Source organism: Saccharothrix coeruleofusca (genome assembly GCF_014648515.1).
Taxonomy (GTDB): domain Bacteria; phylum Actinomycetota; class Actinomycetes; order Mycobacteriales; family Pseudonocardiaceae; genus Actinosynnema; species Actinosynnema coeruleofuscum.
In genome coordinates this window covers 127,345-144,568 of record NZ_BMRG01000009.1, presented here as the reverse complement: position 1 = coordinate 144,568, position 17,224 = coordinate 127,345, and the positions used below count along the sequence as shown (strand labels likewise).

17 protein-coding genes and 4 tRNA genes are annotated in these 17,224 nt (G+C 71.4%); 16 read left to right on the top strand and 5 right to left on the bottom strand.

The features are described 5' to 3' along the window. Position 1 precedes the first annotated feature (1 nt). The 6 genes from IEZ00_RS22160 to IEZ00_RS22135 all read left to right on the top strand — a co-directional run bounded on the left by IEZ00_RS22160 (position 2) and on the right by IEZ00_RS22135 (position 6,319). The gene (locus IEZ00_RS22160; RefSeq protein WP_189225223.1) at positions 2 to 463 is read left to right on the top strand and encodes a (2Fe-2S)-binding protein; all 462 of its coding nucleotides are present in this window, start codon (positions 2 to 4) and stop codon (positions 461 to 463) included. Continuing rightward, complete coding sequence (locus tag IEZ00_RS22155) at positions 460 to 1,836, top strand: 8-oxoguanine deaminase (RefSeq protein ID WP_189225222.1); 1,377 nt, start codon at positions 460 to 462, stop codon at positions 1,834 to 1,836. The genes IEZ00_RS22160 and IEZ00_RS22155 overlap by 4 nt, the downstream gene beginning before the upstream one ends. Further along, positions 1,833 to 4,070 carry a xanthine dehydrogenase family protein molybdopterin-binding subunit gene (locus IEZ00_RS22150; protein ID WP_229795978.1) on the top strand — a complete coding sequence of 746 codons (2,238 nt, stop codon included), beginning with the start codon at positions 1,833 to 1,835 and terminating at the stop codon, positions 4,068 to 4,070. The genes IEZ00_RS22155 and IEZ00_RS22150 overlap by 4 nt, the downstream gene beginning before the upstream one ends. Before the next feature lie 16 nt (positions 4,071 to 4,086). Then, positions 4,087 to 4,569 (top strand): nucleoside deaminase, encoded by a 483-nt coding sequence (locus tag IEZ00_RS22145; protein ID WP_189225221.1) that lies wholly within the window; start codon positions 4,087 to 4,089, stop codon positions 4,567 to 4,569. A gap of 48 nt (positions 4,570 to 4,617) precedes the next feature. Then, complete coding sequence (locus IEZ00_RS22140) at positions 4,618 to 5,265, top strand: hypothetical protein (protein ID WP_189225220.1); 648 nt, start codon at positions 4,618 to 4,620, stop codon at positions 5,263 to 5,265. Positions 5,266 to 5,743: 478 nt separating this feature from the next. Then, on the top strand, positions 5,744 to 6,319 hold the full coding sequence (locus tag IEZ00_RS22135) for a DUF3558 family protein (RefSeq protein ID WP_189225219.1): 576 nt from the start codon (positions 5,744 to 5,746) through the stop codon (positions 6,317 to 6,319). On the opposite strand, the gene IEZ00_RS22130 is transcribed toward IEZ00_RS22135, so the two are convergent. Next, complete coding sequence (locus IEZ00_RS22130; protein WP_189225218.1) at positions 6,306 to 6,941, bottom strand: DUF305 domain-containing protein; 636 nt, start codon at positions 6,939 to 6,941, stop codon at positions 6,306 to 6,308. The two genes, IEZ00_RS22135 and IEZ00_RS22130, sit on opposite strands and share 14 nt — an antisense overlap. A gap of 147 nt (positions 6,942 to 7,088) precedes the next feature. Between IEZ00_RS22130 and IEZ00_RS22125 the strand changes: the two genes are divergently transcribed. The 5 genes from IEZ00_RS22125 (at position 7,089) to IEZ00_RS22105 (ending at position 11,071) form a co-directional block, all read left to right on the top strand. Beyond that, the gene (locus tag IEZ00_RS22125; RefSeq protein ID WP_209620017.1) at positions 7,089 to 8,585 is read left to right on the top strand and encodes an LVIVD repeat-containing protein; all 1,497 of its coding nucleotides are present in this window, start codon (positions 7,089 to 7,091) and stop codon (positions 8,583 to 8,585) included. A 299-nt stretch (positions 8,586 to 8,884) separates the two neighbouring features. Beyond that, positions 8,885 to 9,505 (top strand): hypothetical protein, encoded by a 621-nt coding sequence (locus IEZ00_RS22120; RefSeq protein WP_189225217.1) that lies wholly within the window; start codon positions 8,885 to 8,887, stop codon positions 9,503 to 9,505. 12 nt (positions 9,506 to 9,517) lie between these two features. After that, positions 9,518 to 9,928, top strand: coding sequence for a hypothetical protein (locus IEZ00_RS22115; RefSeq protein ID WP_229795977.1), 411 nt, complete (start codon positions 9,518 to 9,520; stop codon positions 9,926 to 9,928). A 4-nt stretch (positions 9,929 to 9,932) separates the two neighbouring features. Next, positions 9,933 to 10,280 carry a VOC family protein gene (locus IEZ00_RS22110; protein ID WP_189225216.1) on the top strand — a complete coding sequence of 116 codons (348 nt, stop codon included), beginning with the start codon at positions 9,933 to 9,935 and terminating at the stop codon, positions 10,278 to 10,280. Beyond that, positions 10,277 to 11,071, top strand: a complete 795-nt coding sequence (locus IEZ00_RS22105) for a nuclear transport factor 2 family protein (RefSeq protein ID WP_229795976.1) — start codon at positions 10,277 to 10,279, stop codon at positions 11,069 to 11,071. The genes IEZ00_RS22110 and IEZ00_RS22105 overlap by 4 nt, the downstream gene beginning before the upstream one ends. Before the next feature lie 94 nt (positions 11,072 to 11,165). On the opposite strand, the gene IEZ00_RS22100 is transcribed toward IEZ00_RS22105, so the two are convergent. From IEZ00_RS22100 to IEZ00_RS22085, 4 genes are all read right to left on the bottom strand, one after another. After that, positions 11,166 to 11,239, bottom strand: a tRNA-Cys gene (locus IEZ00_RS22100). A 63-nt stretch (positions 11,240 to 11,302) separates the two neighbouring features. After that, positions 11,303 to 11,375, bottom strand: a tRNA-Leu gene (locus tag IEZ00_RS22095). A 5-nt stretch (positions 11,376 to 11,380) separates the two neighbouring features. Then, positions 11,381 to 11,454 (bottom strand) — tRNA-Leu (locus IEZ00_RS22090). Positions 11,455 to 11,508: 54 nt separating this feature from the next. After that, positions 11,509 to 11,577 (bottom strand) — tRNA-Trp (locus tag IEZ00_RS22085). A 327-nt stretch (positions 11,578 to 11,904) separates the two neighbouring features. Between IEZ00_RS22085 and IEZ00_RS22080 the strand changes: the two genes are divergently transcribed. The 5 genes from IEZ00_RS22080 (at position 11,905) to IEZ00_RS22060 (ending at position 17,177) form a co-directional block, all read left to right on the top strand. Next, positions 11,905 to 12,399 (top strand): DinB family protein, encoded by a 495-nt coding sequence (locus tag IEZ00_RS22080; RefSeq protein WP_189225215.1) that lies wholly within the window; start codon positions 11,905 to 11,907, stop codon positions 12,397 to 12,399. 139 nt (positions 12,400 to 12,538) lie between these two features. Then, positions 12,539 to 13,450 (top strand): SGNH/GDSL hydrolase family protein, encoded by a 912-nt coding sequence (locus IEZ00_RS22075; RefSeq protein ID WP_189225214.1) that lies wholly within the window; start codon positions 12,539 to 12,541, stop codon positions 13,448 to 13,450. A gap of 336 nt (positions 13,451 to 13,786) precedes the next feature. Beyond that, the gene (locus IEZ00_RS22070; RefSeq protein WP_189225213.1) at positions 13,787 to 14,389 is read left to right on the top strand and encodes a DUF4956 domain-containing protein; all 603 of its coding nucleotides are present in this window, start codon (positions 13,787 to 13,789) and stop codon (positions 14,387 to 14,389) included. After that, positions 14,386 to 15,216 (top strand): polyphosphate polymerase domain-containing protein, encoded by an 831-nt coding sequence (locus IEZ00_RS22065; RefSeq protein WP_189225212.1) that lies wholly within the window; start codon positions 14,386 to 14,388, stop codon positions 15,214 to 15,216. The genes IEZ00_RS22070 and IEZ00_RS22065 overlap by 4 nt, the downstream gene beginning before the upstream one ends. Continuing rightward, complete coding sequence (locus IEZ00_RS22060) at positions 15,207 to 17,177, top strand: CotH kinase family protein (RefSeq protein ID WP_229795975.1); 1,971 nt, start codon at positions 15,207 to 15,209, stop codon at positions 17,175 to 17,177. The genes IEZ00_RS22065 and IEZ00_RS22060 overlap by 10 nt, the downstream gene beginning before the upstream one ends. The last annotated feature ends 47 nt before the right edge of the window (positions 17,178 to 17,224 follow it).

The window sequence follows — 17,224 nt, the reverse complement described above, 5'->3', positions numbered from 1 at the left end:
CATGCGCGTGGACGTAACCGTAAACGGGGAGGCCCGGCGGGCCGACGACGTCTGGGAGGGTGAGAGCCTGCTGTTCCTGCTGCGCGAGCGGCTGGGGCTGCCCGGTGCCAAGAACGCCTGCGAGCAGGGCGAGTGCGGCTCCTGCACGGTGTACCTGGACGACGTGCCGGTGTGCGCGTGCCTGGTGGCGGCCGGGCAGGCGCACGGGCGCGAGGTGCGCACGGTCGAGGGCCTGGCCGTGGGCGACGAGCTGGACCCCGTGCAGGAGGCGTTCGTGGAGGCGGGGGCGGTGCAGTGCGGGTTCTGCACCCCCGGTCTCGTGGTCGCCGCGCACGACCTGCTCAACCGGGTGGCCGCGCCCAGCGACCCGGAGATCCGCGAGGCGCTGGCGGGCAACCTGTGCCGCTGCACCGGGTACGAGAAGATCCTGGACGCGGTGCGATTGGCGGCGCGGAGGCGATGAGGCCCACCGTCATCGACGGCGTCGCCGTGTCCACAGTGGACTCCGCCGGCACCGAGTTCGCGTTCGGCCACGTGGTGGTCGAGGGCGGCCGGATCGCGGCGGTGGGCCCCGGCCAGGCCCCGAGGCCGTCCGGACCGCACACCTGGGTCGACGGCAGCGGCTGCCTGGTCACGCCCGGCCTGGTCAACACCCACCACCACCTCTACCAGTGGGCCACCAGGGGCTTGGCCCAGGACGTCCCGCTGTTCCAGTGGCTGACCGCGCTGTACCCGGTGTGGCGGGGGCTGGACGCGGAGAGCACCCACGGTGCGGCCTCGGCCGGGCTGGCCAGGCTCGCCACCACCGGCTGCACCACCGCCGCCGACCACCACTACGTGTTCCCGCGCGAGGGGGGCGACCAGTTCGGGGCGCTGGTCTCGGCCGGGCGGCGGATCGGCCTGCGGCTGCACGCCGTGCGCGGCTCGATGGACCGCGGCCGGTCGCGGGGCGGGCTGCCCCCGGACGACCTGGTGGAGGAGACCGACGCCGCGCTGGCGGCGACGGAGGAGGCGATCGACACCCACCACGACCCCTCCCCCGACGCGCTGGTGCGCGTGGCCGTGGGCCCGTGCTCGCCGTTCTCGGTCAGCCGGGAGCTGATGGTCGGCGCGGCGGAGCTGGCCCGCGCCAAGGGCGTCCGGCTGCACACGCACCTCGCCGAGACCACCGACGAGCAGCACCGGTGCCGGGCCGAGTACGGCTGCACGCCCACCGAGTACGCCGAGCGGCTCGGCTGGCTGGGCGCGGACGTGTGGCTGGCGCACACCGTGCACCTGTCGCCGGAGGAGGTCGAGCGCTTGGGCGCCACCGGGACCGGCTCCGCGCACTGCCCCACCTCCAACGGCAGACTGGGCACAGGTATCGCCCCGGTGCGCGAGCTGCTCGACGCGGGGGCCGCGGTGGGACTGGGCGTGGACGGCGCGGCGTCCAACGAGTCCGGCGGCCTGGTCGAGGAGCTGCACCAGGCGCTGCTGCAGGCCCGCCAGCGCGGCGGTCCCGAGGCGCTGGGCGTCCGGCAGGCGCTGTGGCTGGCCACCATGGGCGGCGCGCGGTGCCTGGGGTGGCAGGACGAGATCGGCTCGATCGAGCCGGGCAAGCTGGCCGACCTGGCGGTGTGGCGGCTGGACGGGCTGGACCACGCGGGCGTCGACGACCCGGTGGCCGCGCTGGTGCTCGGTCCCCGCCCGCGGCTCAAGCTGCTGCTGGTGGGCGGCCGGACCGTGGTCGACGACGGGGAGCTGCGCACCGCCTCCGCGACCGAGCTGGCGCGCGAGCTGCGCACCGCCGCCGCCCGCCTGAAGGCCACCGCCGAACGACGAGGGGGGATCACGTGAGCCCGATCCGGACCGCCCTGACCTCCGCGCTGACCTCCGAGGTGACCGGGGGCATCGGCACCAGCCCCCGGCGCCCCGACGGCAACCTCAAGGTGCGCGGCGAGTTCGCCTACGCCTCGGACCTGTGGCACGAGGACATGGTCTGGGGCGCGACGCTGCGCAGCCCGCACCCGCACGCGAGGATCGTCTCCGTCGACCTCACCGAGGCGATCCGGGTGCCGGGCGTGCGGGCGGTGCTCACGCACGAGGACGTGCCGGGGCTCAACCGCTACGGCCTGGAGCGCAAGGACCAGCCGGTGCTGGCCGAGGGGGTCGTGCGCTACCAGGGAGAACCGGTGGCGCTGGTGGCCGCTGACCACCCCGAGACCGCGCGTCGGGCGATGCGGCGCGTCAAGGTCGCCTACGAGGTGCTCGAACCCGTGGTGGACGTGGAGACCGCGGCCGGGGCGGCCCCGCTGCACCCCGGCGGGAACCTGCTGCGGCACGTGCCGGTCCGCCGCGGCGACCAGGCGGCCACCGCGGCGGTGGTGGTCACCGGCCGCTACGAGGTCGGCATGCAGGACCAGGCTTTCCTGGGGCCGGAGTCCGGGCTGGCGGTGCCCGCCGAGGACGGCGGGGTGGACCTCTACGTCGCCACCCAGTGGCTGCACGTGGACCGGGAGCAGGTCGCCCGCGCGCTGGGGATGCCCGAGGACAAGGTGCGGCTGACGCTGTCCGGGGTGGGCGGCGCGTTCGGCGGGCGCGAAGACCTGTCCATGCAGGTCCACGCCTGTCTGCTGGCGCTGCGCACCGGCAGGCCGGTGAAGATGGTCTACAACCGCGAGGAGTCGTTCTACGGGCACGTGCACCGCCACCCGGCGGTGCTGCACTACGAGCACGGCGCGGACCGCACCGGGAAGCTGTCGTACGTCAAGGCGAAGATCTACCTCGACGGCGGCGCGTACGCCTCCAGCACCGGAGCCGTCGTGGCAAACGCCGCGACACTGGGCATCGGCCCGTACGAGGTCGACAACGTGACCGTGGACGCCTGGGGCCTCTACACCAACAACCCGCCCTGCGGCGCGATGCGCGGGTTCGGCGCGGTGCAGGCGGCTTTCGCCTACGAGTCCCAAATGGACAGACTGGCCGCCGAGCTGGGCCTGCACCCGGTGGAGCTGCGCCTGCGCAACGCCATGGCGGAGGGTTCGGTGATGCCGACCGGCCAGCTCGTCGACTCGGCCGCGCCCGTGGCGCGACTGCTGGAACTGGTCCGCGACAAGCCGCTGCCGCCGCCGAGCGGCGCGCTGGACCTGCGGGACATGCCCGGCGGCGTCGCCAACACCACGCATGGCGAGGGCGTGGTGCGCGGTGTGGGCTACGCGGTGGGGATCAAGAACATCTGCTTCTCCGAGGGCTACGACGACTACTCCACGGCACGGGTGCGCCTGCAGGTCGTCAACGGCGAGCCGGTGGCGCAGGCGCACACCGCGGCGTGCGAGGTGGGCCAGGGCCTGGTCACGGTCGTGCAGCAGATCGTGCGGACCGAACTGGGCGTGCGCCGGGTGGCGATCCTGCCCATGGACACCACCATCGGCGACGGCGGATCGACCTCGGCCTCGCGCCAGACCTACGTCACCGGTGGCGCGGTCAAAGCCGCGTGCGCCGCGGTCCGCGCCGAACTGGCCGCCATGGCGGGCACCGAGGACCTGTCCGAGGTCGACCTGGCGGAGCTGCTGGGCGACCGGGTGGTCGACCGGACCGCCGAGTACCGCCACCGCCGGACCGAGCCGATCGCCCCGGTGACCGGCCAGGGGAACGCGCACGTGCAGTACGGCTTCGCCGCCCACCGCGCGGTGGTGGATGTGGACACCGAACTGGGCCTGGTCAAGGTGGTCCGGCTGGACTGCGCGCAGGACGTCGGCCGCGCGCTGAACCCGCAGGCGGTGGTCGGGCAGATCCAGGGCGGTTCCGCGCAGGGCCTGGGCCTGGCGGTGATGGAGGAGATCCGCACCTCCGGCGGCCGGGTGCGCAACCCGTCGTTCACCGACTACCTGATCCCCACTACGCTGGACATGCCGCCGATGGGTGTCGACGTGCTGGAACTGGCCGACCCGAACGCGCCCTACGGCGTGCGCGGCGTCGGCGAGCCGCCCACCATATCCTCCACCCCGGCCATCGTGGCGGCGATCCGGGCCGCCACCGGTCTCGCCCTGACCCGCGTGCCGGTCCGCCCCGAGCACATCACCGGCACCTGACCCCCGGAGCGCGCCCTTGACCACGTCCACCACCGCCGAGCACTCCTGGCTGCGCACGGCCATCGAGCTGGCCACCCGCAGCGTGACCGAAGGCGGCGGCCCCTTCGGCGCGGTCGTGGTCCGCGACGGCGAGGTCGTCGGCGAGGGCACCAACCGCGTCACCGCGACGCTGGACCCGACCGCGCACGCCGAGGTGGTGGCCATCCGCGCGGCCTGCCGGGCGCTGGGCCGGTTCCGGCTGACCGGCTGCGTCCTGGTGTCCTCCTGCGAGCCGTGCCCGCTGTGCCTGGCGGCGGCGCTGTGGGCGCGGGTGGACCGGATCGTCTACGCCGCGGACCGGCACGACGCCGCCGCGGCGGGCTTCGACGACCGGGAGTTCCACGACTTGTTCGGCAGGCCGCGCGAGACGTGGAACCTGGCGGTGGAGCGGATCACCACCGATGACGACGCCGCGCCCTTCGCCGCGTGGCTGTCCCGCACCGATCGCGTCGACTACTGACGCCGGGGGTGATCTTCGGGGCGAACCCCTGCGCTAGCGTTCCCCCTCATGAGACACGGGGGGACTTTCCTCGCCCTGCTGGTGCTGGCAGGCTGTTCGGCCGCACCAGTGGCATCGACCACCGCAACGTCGTCCAGCGCGACGCCCACCACGACCACGACCACCACCGCGGCCCGGCCCGACCCCGCGCTGATCGAGCCTCGGCTGCGTCAGGCCCAACTGCCCGACGACGTGCTGGCGCCGCTGGGCTACACCCGCAACTCAAGCGGCGAGCAGAAGAACTACACGGTCGTGCTGTGCCCAGGGGAGCTGTCCACCGACGGCGCGATGTCGGCGACCCGGATGGCCGCCGACTGGATCGACCGGTCCGGCTTCTACCTGCACCAGTACAGCGTCTCCTACTGGCGCGTGGCCGCCGCCGCGGAAACCGTCGAGCTGAGCCGCAAGGCGCTGGAGTGCGGCACGTTCGAGTACGGCGGCACGAGCTACACCATCGCCGGGGAGCTGTCCCTGCCCCAGTTGGGCGCGGACGCGCAGTTCTCCTACTGCGCCCGCAACGGCCTGGAGTCGGCCTGCCAGCTCGTGCTGAGCAAGGCCGACCTGATGGTGTCGTTCACCTACTTCGGCGCCGACACCACCGCGGCCGAGGTGCTGGAGACCGCGGGCCGCGCCGTCGTGCCGCGCCTGTCCGCCTGACCCGCCGCACGAGCCGCGCGTTCGGACACCGCGGATGGGACGTTCGGAGCAACGGGTAGCGGTCAACGGCCCGCGCTCGCACTCCGGGTGGTACTCGCAGGCGTGCCCGAGGTGCGGGTGTCGTTGATTACCGGTCCCTCCCGCGCGTCCGACGGGACGCGCCGCGACCGGGCCGAAGCCGCGCGGGATGGAAATTCATCGGCGCACGACTACCGGGACGTCGATCTGAACCGCTACCCTGCCGTCTCGTCCCACAAGGACGGCGGGGCCGCGTCGCCTCCGTCCACCTCTTCCCACCGATGCCGCGCACACCACTGTCGGCGAGGGGCTGCGGATTCCCGCGCCGTGGCCTCCGGCTGACCCCGGTCAACCCCGGTTCAACCGATCGGTTGACCGAAGCTCCGTCCTCCGGAACAGGTCGTGCCACCGGGTGGCGCCCCTATCCTGCCCGGAGCCGATTCCCCTGGAGGGGCCAAGGATGGTCAGGAACGCTCGCCGACGCTGGCCGGTGTTCGCGTTGATCGCGGCAGCGGTGCTCGCCGCCGGGGCGGTGTTACTGCTGTGGACCACCGGTGGCGCGACCGGGGGTCCACCCAGCGCCCAGCGCGGCGCGCCGAACCAGCCCTCCCTGGGCGCGGCCATGGAGCGCTACTACACCCAGCCCTGCGACGCGATCGGCGCGGACCGGCTGGCACGGCTGGACTTGACGCCCGCGGGTGGGTCCGCGGCGATGATCTGCTACCTGGAGGCGGGCGACGGCACGCAGGTGTCGGTCACGCTGGGTTCGGGGATCACCCCGGACGAGATGTACCGCGACTGGCAGGACGCCGCGGACGGCAACGTGCCCCGGGTCAACGAGTACCGCGACGTGGACGTGGCGGGCTATCCCGGCGTGTCCTCGCGCAGCGACAGCGGCAGCTGCGTGGTGTCGGTGTTCGTCTCGGCCACCGAGGCGGCGCACGCCACGGTGGGCGATCGCCCCGTCGACTCCTGCGAACTGGGCGTGGACGCGCTGGCGGCCATGGTGGAGACCTTGCGCGCTACGGGATCCTGATCGCCTTCATCCGCTCCACCTCGTCGGTCTGGGTGGCCAGCACGTCGGTGGCCATCTCCTCCACCCGCACGTCCGAGCCGGTGGTCAGCACCTCCACGGCCATCCGCATCGCACCCTCGTGGTGGGCGATCATCAGCTGGAGGAACAGCCGGTCGAAGTCCGCGCCGCCCGCCGCGCGCAGCGCGGCCAGCTGCTCGGGGGTGGCCATGCCGGGCATCGAGGCGTGGTCCACGTGCGGCAGCCCGCCGGAGTGGCCGTGCGCGGGCGCTTGCGCGGCGAACTGATCGCGCCAGGACTCCATGGCCCGCGCCTCGGGGCCCTGGGTGTCGTGGATGCGCGCGGCCAGCCCCCGCACGGCCTCGTGCTGGGCCCGGTCGGGGGCCAGCGCGGTCATCTCCAGCGCCTGCTCGTGGTGGCGGATCATCTTGGCCACGTAGGCCAGGTCGGCCTCGCTGGGCGCGGTCCAGCGCTCGGTGCCGATGTCGTCCGGGGACAGGGTCTGGGCCTGCTCCCCCGGCCCCTGGGGCGCGATGATCGGGGCGCTGTCCTGGGCGGCCCCACCGGTGCACCCGGCCACCGAGCCCACCGCGACCAGCACCGCCGCCGCCAACCCGATCCGCATCCTCGCCCCCTCCACTGCCACCCGGCCGCCAAGGTACCTGCCATCGCGCCCGGTGAGAACCACTGAAAACCGGTCGTTCGGGTCTGGTACTTAGCCTTGCAAAAGGGTAATACTGCCCTTCCCTGCACCAGGTCGGAAGGGGAACCTGTGGAGAACAATCGCGACACGAGCCGTCGGCGGGCGACCGCGGCGGCCGTGGGGGCGTTCGCGTTGGCCTTGTCGGCCGTGGCGTGGGGTCCTCAGGCCACCGCCGCGCCCGACGACGACCTCGCTGGTCTGTCCGAAGCGCAGCTGGAGAGCGCGGAGCAGCAGGGCGCCGGAATTCCCGGCGTCGACGAGATCCGCAACAGCCGCAACATCAAGCACCTGGCGAACCTGCCCAAGCAGGCGCCGTTCGACAACACCTCGTCCACCTACACCGACCTGGCCTTCCAGGACGGCTACGCCTTCGACGGCAACTACAACGGATTCGTCATCTACGACATCCGCAACCCGCACCAGCCCAAGATCGTCAGCTCGGTGCTGTGCCCCGGCTCGCAGAACGACATCTCGGTCAAGGACAACCTGCTCTTCCTGTCCACCGACTCCTCGCGCAGCGACAGCTCCTGCTCCAGCACATCGCTGCCCGCGTCCAACAAGGACGCGTGGGAGGGCATCAAGGTCTTCGACATCAGCGACAAGCGCAACCCGCGCTACGTCGCCGCGGTCGAGACCAAGTGCGGTTCGCACACCCACACCATGGTGCCGGACAAGCGGGGCCGCGACGTCTACCTGTACGTCTCCTCGTACGGACCGGACGCGGCGTTCCCGGACTGCAAGCCGCCGCACGACCTGATCTCCATCGTGAAGGTGCCGCTGCGCAACCCGGCGGCGGCCTCGCTGCTCGACGAGCGCGTGGTCTTCCCCGACGGCGGCAACCCCGGACGCGAGGGCACGATCGAGAGCGGCTACGTGCGGGCCACCTCCGGCTGCCACGACATCACCGTCTACCCGTCCAAGGACCTGGCGGCGGGCGCCTGCATGGGTGACGGCGTGCTGTGGGACATCTCCGACCGGGAGCGGCCGAGGGAGATCCACCGGGTCCAGGACGACGTGAACTTCGCGTTCTGGCACTCGGCGACGTTCAACAACACCGGCACCAAGGTCGTCTTCACCGACGAGCTGGGCGGCGGCGGCGCGGCGACCTGCAACGCGGCGATCGGCCCGAACCGGGGCGCGAACGGCATCTACGACATCACCGGTCGCGGCGACGACCGGAAGCTGGTGTTCCGCAGCTACTTCAAGATCCCCCGCCACCAGGGTGAGACGGAGAACTGCGTGGCGCACAACGGGTCGCTGATCCCGGTGCAGGGCAAGGACATCATGGTCCAGGCGTGGTACCAGGGCGGTATCTCGGTGTGGGACTTCACCGACTCGTCCAGGCCCAGGGAGATCGGGTTCTTCGAGCGCGGCCCGCTGCCCAATGGCGCGGGCGGCGGCTCGTGGTCGGCCTACTACTACAACGGATACGTGTACTCGTCGGACATGGCCAAGGGCTTCGACGTGCTGGACATCCGCGATCCGCGGGTGGCCACGGCGAAGCTGGTGCGGGTCGGCGAGCTGAACGTGCAGACCCAGGGCCACTACCGGGAGCTGTTCCGGTAGCGATCCGCCGAACGCAGGAGAGGCCCGCCGCGATGCCCGCGGCGGGCCTCTTCACGTTCCCTGCCGCTGTCCGAGAGCAAGAACGCGAGCTCGGGTCGGCTTACTACTACAACAGCTACGTGTACTCGTCGGACATGGCCAAAGGCTTCGCCGTGCCGGACATTCCCGGCCGCAGCCCGCTTCTCCCGTTCCGCGCCGCCGCAAGTATGCCGAATCGACCGGGGAGCACTCCTTGCAAGTCCATGTACGTAACATGTAGGCGTACTATGTGTAGTACACCTACATGTTGGGGGGGACGGATGCGAAAGCTCTTGGTGTGGACCCACGTGGTCAGCTCCACGACGTGGATGTGCATGGCGCTGGCCCTGTTCGCGGTCGTCGGCTACGCCTCGGGCGCCGTTGGCGACCAACGGCGGCACGCGTTCGAGATCGCGCACCTGCTGGACGTCGAGGTGCTCCAGTTCGCCGCGACGACCGCGGCCTTCACCGGTCTGATGCTGTCCGGCCTGACGCCGTGGGGCTACTTCCGCCACTGGTGGGTGCTGCTGAAGTTCGGGATCACGCTGATCCAGCTCTACGTCGGGATCTTCGTGCTCAGCCCGAACCTGCACCCGGACGGATCCGCCGCGCTGACCCGCGTCGGCGCACTGCTGATGGCCTCCGCGCTGGCCTGCCAGGTGTGGTTGTCGGTGGCCAAGCCGGGTGGGCGCACGCCGTGGGCCTCGGCGGGCAGACTGCCCACCGCGCCCCCGTGGGCGTTCGCCGCGTGCCTGGCCGTGCCGTTCGCCGACTACGCGCTGGGCGAGTTCCTGCTCGGGCAGTCCATCCCGCTGATGTCCTTGCTGCTCGTGGTCTGCTACCCGGTGACCCGCAGGATCGCCGGGTCGTCGCGGAGACGAAAAGCCGTTGCCGCCCGATGACACACTCATCCCGTGGACACCACCCCGGACTTCGACATGCTCCGCCTCGCCAACCAGTGCGTGGAGCTGGTCGACGCGCAGTTCGGCAGACAGCTGGACCGGACCGTCGACAGCCTCGCCCTGCTCGACGAGGTGTGCGCCGAGCTGTCGGCCGACGAGCCGTTGCGAGGTGAGCGGTTCGACCTGTGGTGGGAACTGGTCGGCGCCTACACCGGGCAGGTGGCGGTCGAGGCGTACGGCGGGCACTGGATCGCGCACGAACGGGCGCAGGGCGCGTACGCCGTGGCCATCAGCGGCATCGTCGGCTTCCCGTTCGGCGTCGCGGACCAAGTGCTGTCCGGCGAGCCGTACAAGAGCCTCGCCAGCTTCGCGCACGCCTTGCCCGCCATCATCGCGCGGTCCGGTCCACTTGCCGCACAATGACGCCATGGTGCGCATCGGAACCGTAGTCCTGAACGTCGGGAACGCCCGCCGGGCGACGAAGTTCTGGACCGAGGCGCTCGGCTACAAGGTCCACGACGGCGTGGTCGGCGACGAGACGCCCGTCCTCGTGCCCGAGGAGGGGAACGGCCAGGCCATCGCGCTGGACGAAACCGACCGGACGCACCTCGACCTGCACGTGACCGGCGAGGCGGAGCAGCGGTCGGAGGTCGAGCGGCTCATCTCGCTGGGGGCCAGGCGCGTTGCGTGGGACTACCCGCCCGATGCCGACTTCGTGGTGCTGGCGGACCCGGAAGGCAACCTGTTCTGCGTGGTGAACACGGCGGGCCGGTGAACGAGCACGCGCGCTACGAGGCGCACCAGCGCGTCCTGGCCGCCGCGGTCCCGTTCGCCGATCGCGACGTCATCGCCGCGGTGCTCGCGGATGCCGACTCCGCCATGGCGGAGTCGGCGGTGGCCGCCCACATCGGGCGAATCGCCGCGACCGGAGTGGACTTCGCGTCCTGGGCGAGCACCGTGCGCCCGCTGCTGTCCGGTCGCGCTTTCCTCCTCCGCCGCCTCGACGAGTGGTGCCTGTTCGACGAGGTGCGCAAGGGCGTGGTGCCGGAGGAGGAACGCCTGCGGAGCGCGTCGGACTGGCTGCAGCGCAAGATCTCGGCCGAAGCGGTCTCCCCGGACCTGCTGGAACTGCTCGCCACCACGAGCAGGACCAAGCGGGTCCGCGCGGAGGCCGCCCGGCGTCGCCGGGAGCACCCGCCTCCGACCCCACCGCGACCGGGGGCGGCCGAGGTGATCCGCGAGCACGTGGACGCGTTCAACTCCCGCGACCTCGAAGGTCTGCTGGCGGGCTTCACCGACGACGCGGTGTGGATCACCGGAACCAGCGTGGCGCGGGGACGTGCCGAACTGGCCGAGTTGTTCGGGAACGCCATGGCGGGACTGCTGCCGAGCCTGGTGGTCGACAACCTGCTCGTCGTGGGCGACCGCGCCGCCTGTCAGCTGACCGAGGAGCTGAGCGACGGCGGTGAGCGGCTGACCTTCTCCATCGCGGGCTTCTACCAGCTGCGCGACGGACGCATAGCATCGGCGAAGATCTACCGTGAAGGCAGCGCCGAGATCGCTTGACGCGGCGGAACTCCGGGTAGCAGGGCTCCCGGCCACAATGAGGCGCGCCAGCGCTTCCCAGCAGTCCACATCGGACGCTTCGCCGGAACGGGTGTGGAGACCCACCAGGGAGTCGAACCCTGAACGGACGGCTTTGCAGGCCGCCTCACGACCGTCGTGACGTGGGCCGGAGTCGTGCTTCGGCGCTTACGCCCGACACCGGCGTCCTCCGCCGGTGCCGAACGCGCCGCGTGCCCCCACCAGGATTCGAACCTGGACTGGCCGCGTCCTGAACGCGGTGCCTCTGCCGTTGGGCTACGGGGGCCGGAGTGCGGTTCCGGGGACTCGAACCCCGACTGGACTGGTCCTCGACCAGACGCCTCTGCCGGTTGGGCTAGAACCGCTCCGAAGTTGTCGACGAGCACACCGACGCCCGTGCGGAAATGGGCGGCGTCGAGCAGTGGCGGAAGGAGTCGAACCCTCGGGAAACGGTTTTGGAGACCGTTCCGCTTCCGAAGCGCGCCACCTCGGTGAAATGACCGGCAAAAGGAGAAGCCGCCCGGATCGGTTTCCCGATGGGCGGCCTCCTGCCGGTCCGACCTGGTTCAGGTCACGGCGGGGAGACCGCGCGGTTCAGCGGCAGGCCGCACAGCCACAGGCAGAGGCAGAGGCACGTGCGGAGGCACTGCGCACCTCGTCGCCACATGTCCGCCATGACCTGCTCCCGACTCCCGTTTCCCGATGTGCCACAAGGATGCACCACGCGGGATCGCGGCACAATCTTTTTTCACACGGAAAGCCGAAATCCGCTTTCGCGGGTTGATCCGCGCACACGCTCCTGCGACGCTGCGCGCATGTCCTCTTCGGCGCCGTCCAGCCAAGACGTCTTCGACCGACCCCTGCGGGCGCAGTTCGAGGCGTTCCTCGACGAGCACCGCCGCGCGCTGGGCGACTGCCTGGACGGGTTGACCGAGGAGCAGGCCCGCCGTTCACTGGTGCCGTCGCGCACCACCCTGCTGGGCCTGGTCAAGCACGCGACCTTCGTGGAGCGGGTCTGGTTCGACGAAGCCGTCACGTGCCGCTCGCGCGCCGAGATCGGCATCCCCGCCACGGCGGACGAGTCGTTCGTGCTCACCGACGACGACACCATCGCCGCCGTGCGGCGCGCGCACCGCGAAGCGTGCCAAGCCTCCCGCCTGACGACGTCTTCCCTGGCGCTGGACGACGTCCTGCACGGCAACCGGCGCGGACCGCTCCCCCTGCGCTGGGTCTACCTGCACGTGCTGCGCGAGCTCGCCCAGCACTGCGGGCACGCGGACATCCTGCGCGAGCAGGTCCTGGACCGGTAGCGGTGGCCGGCCGCCCCGCAGGACCGGACATCCTCCGCCGACCGGCACTGCCAGCACGGTCCACTGTGGATGGAGGTTTGCCGCCCGGTAGGCTGGGAACCCGGTCGTATTCCGAACGGGAGGGGTCGACGTGCCGGGAGTGGGAAGATCCGCACTGGTGGCGGCACTGCTGACGGTGCTCGCGGCGTGCACGGCCGGACCTGCGGGCACTCCGGGGACGACGTCGACCAACCCATCGGCCCCGACGACGAGCAGCGCACCGCCCGCCGAGCGCGTGTACGTGTCGCTGGGCGATTCCTACGCGACCGGTTACCGACCGGCGGAGGCCGGCTCGGGGGCGGGTTCCTCGCCGGACGGCTTCGCCCACCTCGTGGCCGAGCAGTCGGACCTGCGGTTGATCAACCTGGCGTGCAGCGGCGCCACCTCCGCGCAGATGCGCGGTGAAGCCGGGTGCGCACCCGGAAACCGCGCCACCGGCGCACCGGACCCGCAGGGCCTCACCCAGCTCGACGCGGCCGTGCGGGTGCTGCGCGAGCACCGGGGGCGGATCGGCCTGGTGACCGTGGTGATCGGCGGCAACGACCTGGCGCCGTGCGCGCGGGCGTCGGACGCGCTGGCGTGCGCGTCACGGGCCGTGACCGAGGTCCGGGCCAACCTGGCCGCGATGCTGCCCGCCCTGCGCGACGCCGCGGGCGACGCGCCGATCGTGGGGTTGACCTACCCGGACGTGTTCCTCGGGGCGTGGGTGTCCCCCGCGTTCGGCAACGGCCAGGACCTCGCCCGGCTGTCGGTGACCCTGTTCCGGGACTTCTTCAACGCCGCGCTCAGGGCCGAGTACGAGAAGGTCGGGGCGAAGTTCGTCGACATCACCGAGGTTACCGGCGGCTACGGGCCGCTGACCGAGGTGGCCCAGGACCCGACCTACGGCCCGATCCCCGCGCCGGTGGCGCGGGTGTGCTCGCTGACCTACTTCTGCCGTCTCACCGACGTGCACCCCACCCCGGAGGGACACCGGGTGATCGCCGACGCGGTGCTGGCCGCCGGCCGCTGATTCACCCTTTCGGCTCAAGCGACCCACCTCCGGGGCTACGAAATTTTCGAACCGAGACGCTTCGGGGTTCCGACCGTCGACACCGGCCATTGCCTGCCTCAAGAGGTGCTCGGACCGCAGCTTAATCGGTCCAACCTGGGGCAGATTCGCCCTTTTGGTATACGTTGGCGTGCCGGAAGTTCATTGACGTGACACCCGTCATGCACCTATGGTTTCGAACGGGTTCCCGAAAGTTTACCTGAAGGCACGAAAAGTTTCGGCGACCGTCCTGCAGACCCCCGCCAAGACGCGGGCGGCGCCTGGCCGACCAGCAGCGGCTCAGGAGGAACGTACGAGATGTCCCAGCTCGTCTTGTTCGCCATCGACATCTGCGCGGTGGTACTGCTCGTGTTCGGGCTCTACTTCCCACGCCACCGCCGCCGCGACCTGGTCGTCGCCTACTTAGGGGTCAACGCGGGCGTCCTCGCCGTCGCCAGCGCGCTGAGCTCCAGCAACGTCGGCGCCGGGCTCGGGCTGGGAATGGCGCTGTTCGGCGTGCTGTCCATCATCCGCCTGCGCTCGACCGAACTGGACCAGCACGAGGTCGCGTACTACTTCTCCGCCCTCGCGCTGGGCATCCTGGGCGCGTTGAGCACCAGCTCGGTGTGGCTCAACGGCGGTCTGATGGCGCTCATCGTCGTGGTGATGTTCCTCGGCGACCACCGGCGGCTGTTGCGGAACTACCGGCACCAGATCCTGGTGCTCGACTCGGCCATCACCGACCACGTCGCGCTCATCGCCCACCTGGAGCAGCTGCTCAACGCCAGGGTGCACGCCGTCACCGTGCAGCGGCTCGACATGGTCAACGAGACGACCGTGGTCGACGTCCGGTACGCGCTGACCGACCGCGGCCTGCCCGCCGCGACGGGGACCCCCGCACGGTCGGGAGCACACCGATGACCACGACGCCCGTCACGGCGGCCCTTGCCCGGCTGGCCGCCGTCGGGCTGGCCGAACTGGTCGACCGCGCCGCGCTGCAGACCAGGGTGGACCGCAAGTACCTCATCCCCACCTCGACGCTGCCGCGCCTGCTGGAGCAGGTCGAGCCGTTCGCCAAGGTGCTGGACATCGGCGGGCAGCGCACCTTCCGCTACGAGTCGGTGTACTTCGACACCCCTCGGCTGGCCAGCTACCACTGCGCGGCCTACCGCAGGCGCCGCCGGTTCAAGGTGCGCACCCGCACCTACCTCGACTCCGCCGAGTGCTGGCTGGAGGTCAAGATCAGCGGTGCGCGGGGCAGCATCACCAAGCACCGGCTGCCGTACCACCCGCGGGACTGCGGCACCGTGCGCCCCGGCCGCGACTTCATCGACGAGGCGCTCACCCGCGAGTCGCTCGGCCCCGCGGCGGGCAGCTCCCTGGACCCGGTCCTGATCACCGACTACCAGCGCGCCACCCTGCTGCTGCCCGCATCGGCCAGCCGGGTCACCGTCGACCTGGGGCTGACCTGGCGGGACGCCGAGTCCACGCTGCGGCTGCCCGCGCTGGCCGTGGTCGAGACCAAGAGCGCTTCGGCCGCCACCCCGGTCGACCGGATGCTGTGGCAGATGGGCATCCGGCCCGTCCGCATCTCCAAGTACGCCACCGGGCTGGCCGCCCTGCGCCTGGACCTGCCCGACGTGCCGTGGCGGCGGACGCTGCGCCGCCACTTCCGCAGCACCATCCCGTCGGTGGAGCAGGCACCGACCACGTCCCACCGACCCGAGCAGGAGGCATCGTGCGTCTGACTCACCGCACCGGAGGGGTCGCGGTCGCCGCCGTGCTCCTCGCCGGGCTCCTCGTCCCGTTATCGGCGGGTGCCGCCCCCGCCCCCGGCGGCCAGGCCGCCGACCCCGCCGCGAGCGCGGCGGGCGACCTGACCGGCGACATCGTCTTCTCCGTGCCCAGCGGCACTTTCCAGGGGCAGGTGTCGGTGTCGCTGAGCACCGCGATCAGCGGGGCCCAGATCCGCTACACCACCGACGGGACGCTGCCCACCGCGCAGTCCCAGCTCTACCAGGGCACCCCGCTGCAGTTCACCCGCACCACCCAGCTGCGCGCGCAGGCGTTCGTCGGCGGGACCGCCTCCGGGGCCCCCGGAACGGCCATGTACGCCGCGCGCGAGACCACCACGGCGCACGACCTGCCGCTGGTGCTGATCGACTCCTACGGCGCGGGCAAGCCGGGACGCCAGGACATCGACGCCGCCGCCATGATCTTCCAGCCCGGCAGCGGGGGAACCACGTCGCTGGCCGAGGCCCCGGCGGTGGCCACCCGTGCCGGGGTCCGGCTGCGCGGGCAGTCGTCGGCGATGTTCGAGAAGACGCCGTACCGCATGGAGTTCCACGACAACGCCAACGATGACGCCGACTACCCGGTGCTGGGGATGCCCGCCGACTCCGACTGGGTGCTGCGCGGGCCCTACCCGGACAAGTCGCTGATCCGGGAAGCGCTTACCTTCGAGCTGGGCAGGGAGATGGGGCTGAAGGCCCCGCGGTACTCGTTCGTCGAGTTCTACCTCAACACCGACACCACCCCGGTGGGCGCCAACGACTACATGGGCGTCTACCTGCTCATCGAGACGATCAAGAACAGCAAGAACCGGTTGAACCTCAAGAAGCTCAAGGAGACCGACACGACCCTGCCCGCGATCCAGGGCGGGTACATCTGGAAGTTCGAGTGGCTGGCAGCCGAGGAGCCGACGCTGCCGTGCACCGGCCCCGCGGCCTCCTGCTGGAACTACCTCGAAGTGGTCGACCCGTCGCCGCTGCAGCCCGCCCAGCGGGACTGGCTGCGCAACCACATACAGGAGTTCCACGACGTGCTCAGAGCGCCGAACTTCGCCGACCCGGCGACCGGCTACCGGAAGTACATCGACGTCGGCTCTTTCATCGACAACCTGATCGTCAACGAGCTCAGCCGCAACATGGACGCCTACATCCGCAGCTCCCACTTCTACAAGGACCGGGACACCAAGATCTTCGCCGGTCCGCTGTGGGACTTCGACCTCACCTACGGCGTGGGCGGGTACTTCCAGAACGACCAGGCGGCGGGCTGGCAGCACCTGCAGACCCGGCAGCCGGTGGCCAACGACTGGTACGCCCAACTGCTGCGCGACCCCGCCTTCGTCACCGAGCTCAAGGCGCGCTGGCAGTCGCTGCGCCGCGGCGTGCTCTCCGACTCCGCGCTGCAGACCAGGATCGAGGCGCTGGCCCGGCCGCTGACCAACGCCGCGCAGCGCAACTTCCAGCGCTGGCCGATCCTCAGCACGCGGATGGTCGGTCCTTTCATCACCCCCACCGCACCCACCTGGGAAGGCCAGGTGCAGCACCTGCGGGACTGGACGGCGCGCCGCATCGCCTGGCTGGACTCCGCGGAGGGGTGGGGCGGCACGACCGCGCCCGGCACGGCGGGCTGCGCCGCGACCTACACCGTGACCGGCCAGTGGTCCGGTGGGTTCCAGGCCGAGGTCCGGGTCACCGCGGGCGCGTCGGCGATCAACGGCTGGAGCGTGTCCTGGACCGCGGCAGGCGGTGAGGTGGTCAACCAGTCGTGGAACACGGCGCTGACCAACCAGGGTGCGTCGATCACCGCCCGCAACGCCTCCCACAACGGCTCGCTGGCGGCGGGCGCGAGCACCACGTTCGGCTTCCTCGGGTCGTCCACCGGATCACCCAGCACGCCAACGCTCACCTGCGCAGGCAGTTGATGGACCCGCGTGCCCGGCGCCACCCACGTGGTGCCGGGCACGCGGCC

Excerpts from the sequence above, each read along its gene's own strand:
- IEZ00_RS22160 (WP_189225223.1), top strand. The coding sequence starts at position 2 with ATGCGCGTGGACGTAACCGTAAACGGGGAGGCCCGGCGGGCCGACGAC.
- IEZ00_RS22155 (WP_189225222.1), top strand. The coding sequence starts at position 460 with ATGAGGCCCACCGTCATCGACGGCGTCGCCGTGTCCACAGTGGACTCC.
- IEZ00_RS22140 (WP_189225220.1), top strand. The coding sequence starts at position 4,618 with ATGAGACACGGGGGGACTTTCCTCGCCCTGCTGGTGCTGGCAGGCTGT.
- IEZ00_RS22135 (WP_189225219.1), top strand. The coding sequence starts at position 5,744 with ATGGTCAGGAACGCTCGCCGACGCTGGCCGGTGTTCGCGTTGATCGCG.
- IEZ00_RS22130 (WP_189225218.1), bottom strand. The coding sequence starts at position 6,941 with ATGCGGATCGGGTTGGCGGCGGCGGTGCTGGTCGCGGTGGGCTCGGTG.
- IEZ00_RS22120 (WP_189225217.1), top strand. The coding sequence starts at position 8,885 with ATGCGAAAGCTCTTGGTGTGGACCCACGTGGTCAGCTCCACGACGTGG.
- IEZ00_RS22110 (WP_189225216.1), top strand. The coding sequence starts at position 9,933 with ATGGTGCGCATCGGAACCGTAGTCCTGAACGTCGGGAACGCCCGCCGG.
- IEZ00_RS22080 (WP_189225215.1), top strand. The coding sequence starts at position 11,905 with ATGTCCTCTTCGGCGCCGTCCAGCCAAGACGTCTTCGACCGACCCCTG.
- IEZ00_RS22070 (WP_189225213.1), top strand. The coding sequence starts at position 13,787 with ATGTCCCAGCTCGTCTTGTTCGCCATCGACATCTGCGCGGTGGTACTG.
- IEZ00_RS22065 (WP_189225212.1), top strand. The coding sequence starts at position 14,386 with ATGACCACGACGCCCGTCACGGCGGCCCTTGCCCGGCTGGCCGCCGTC.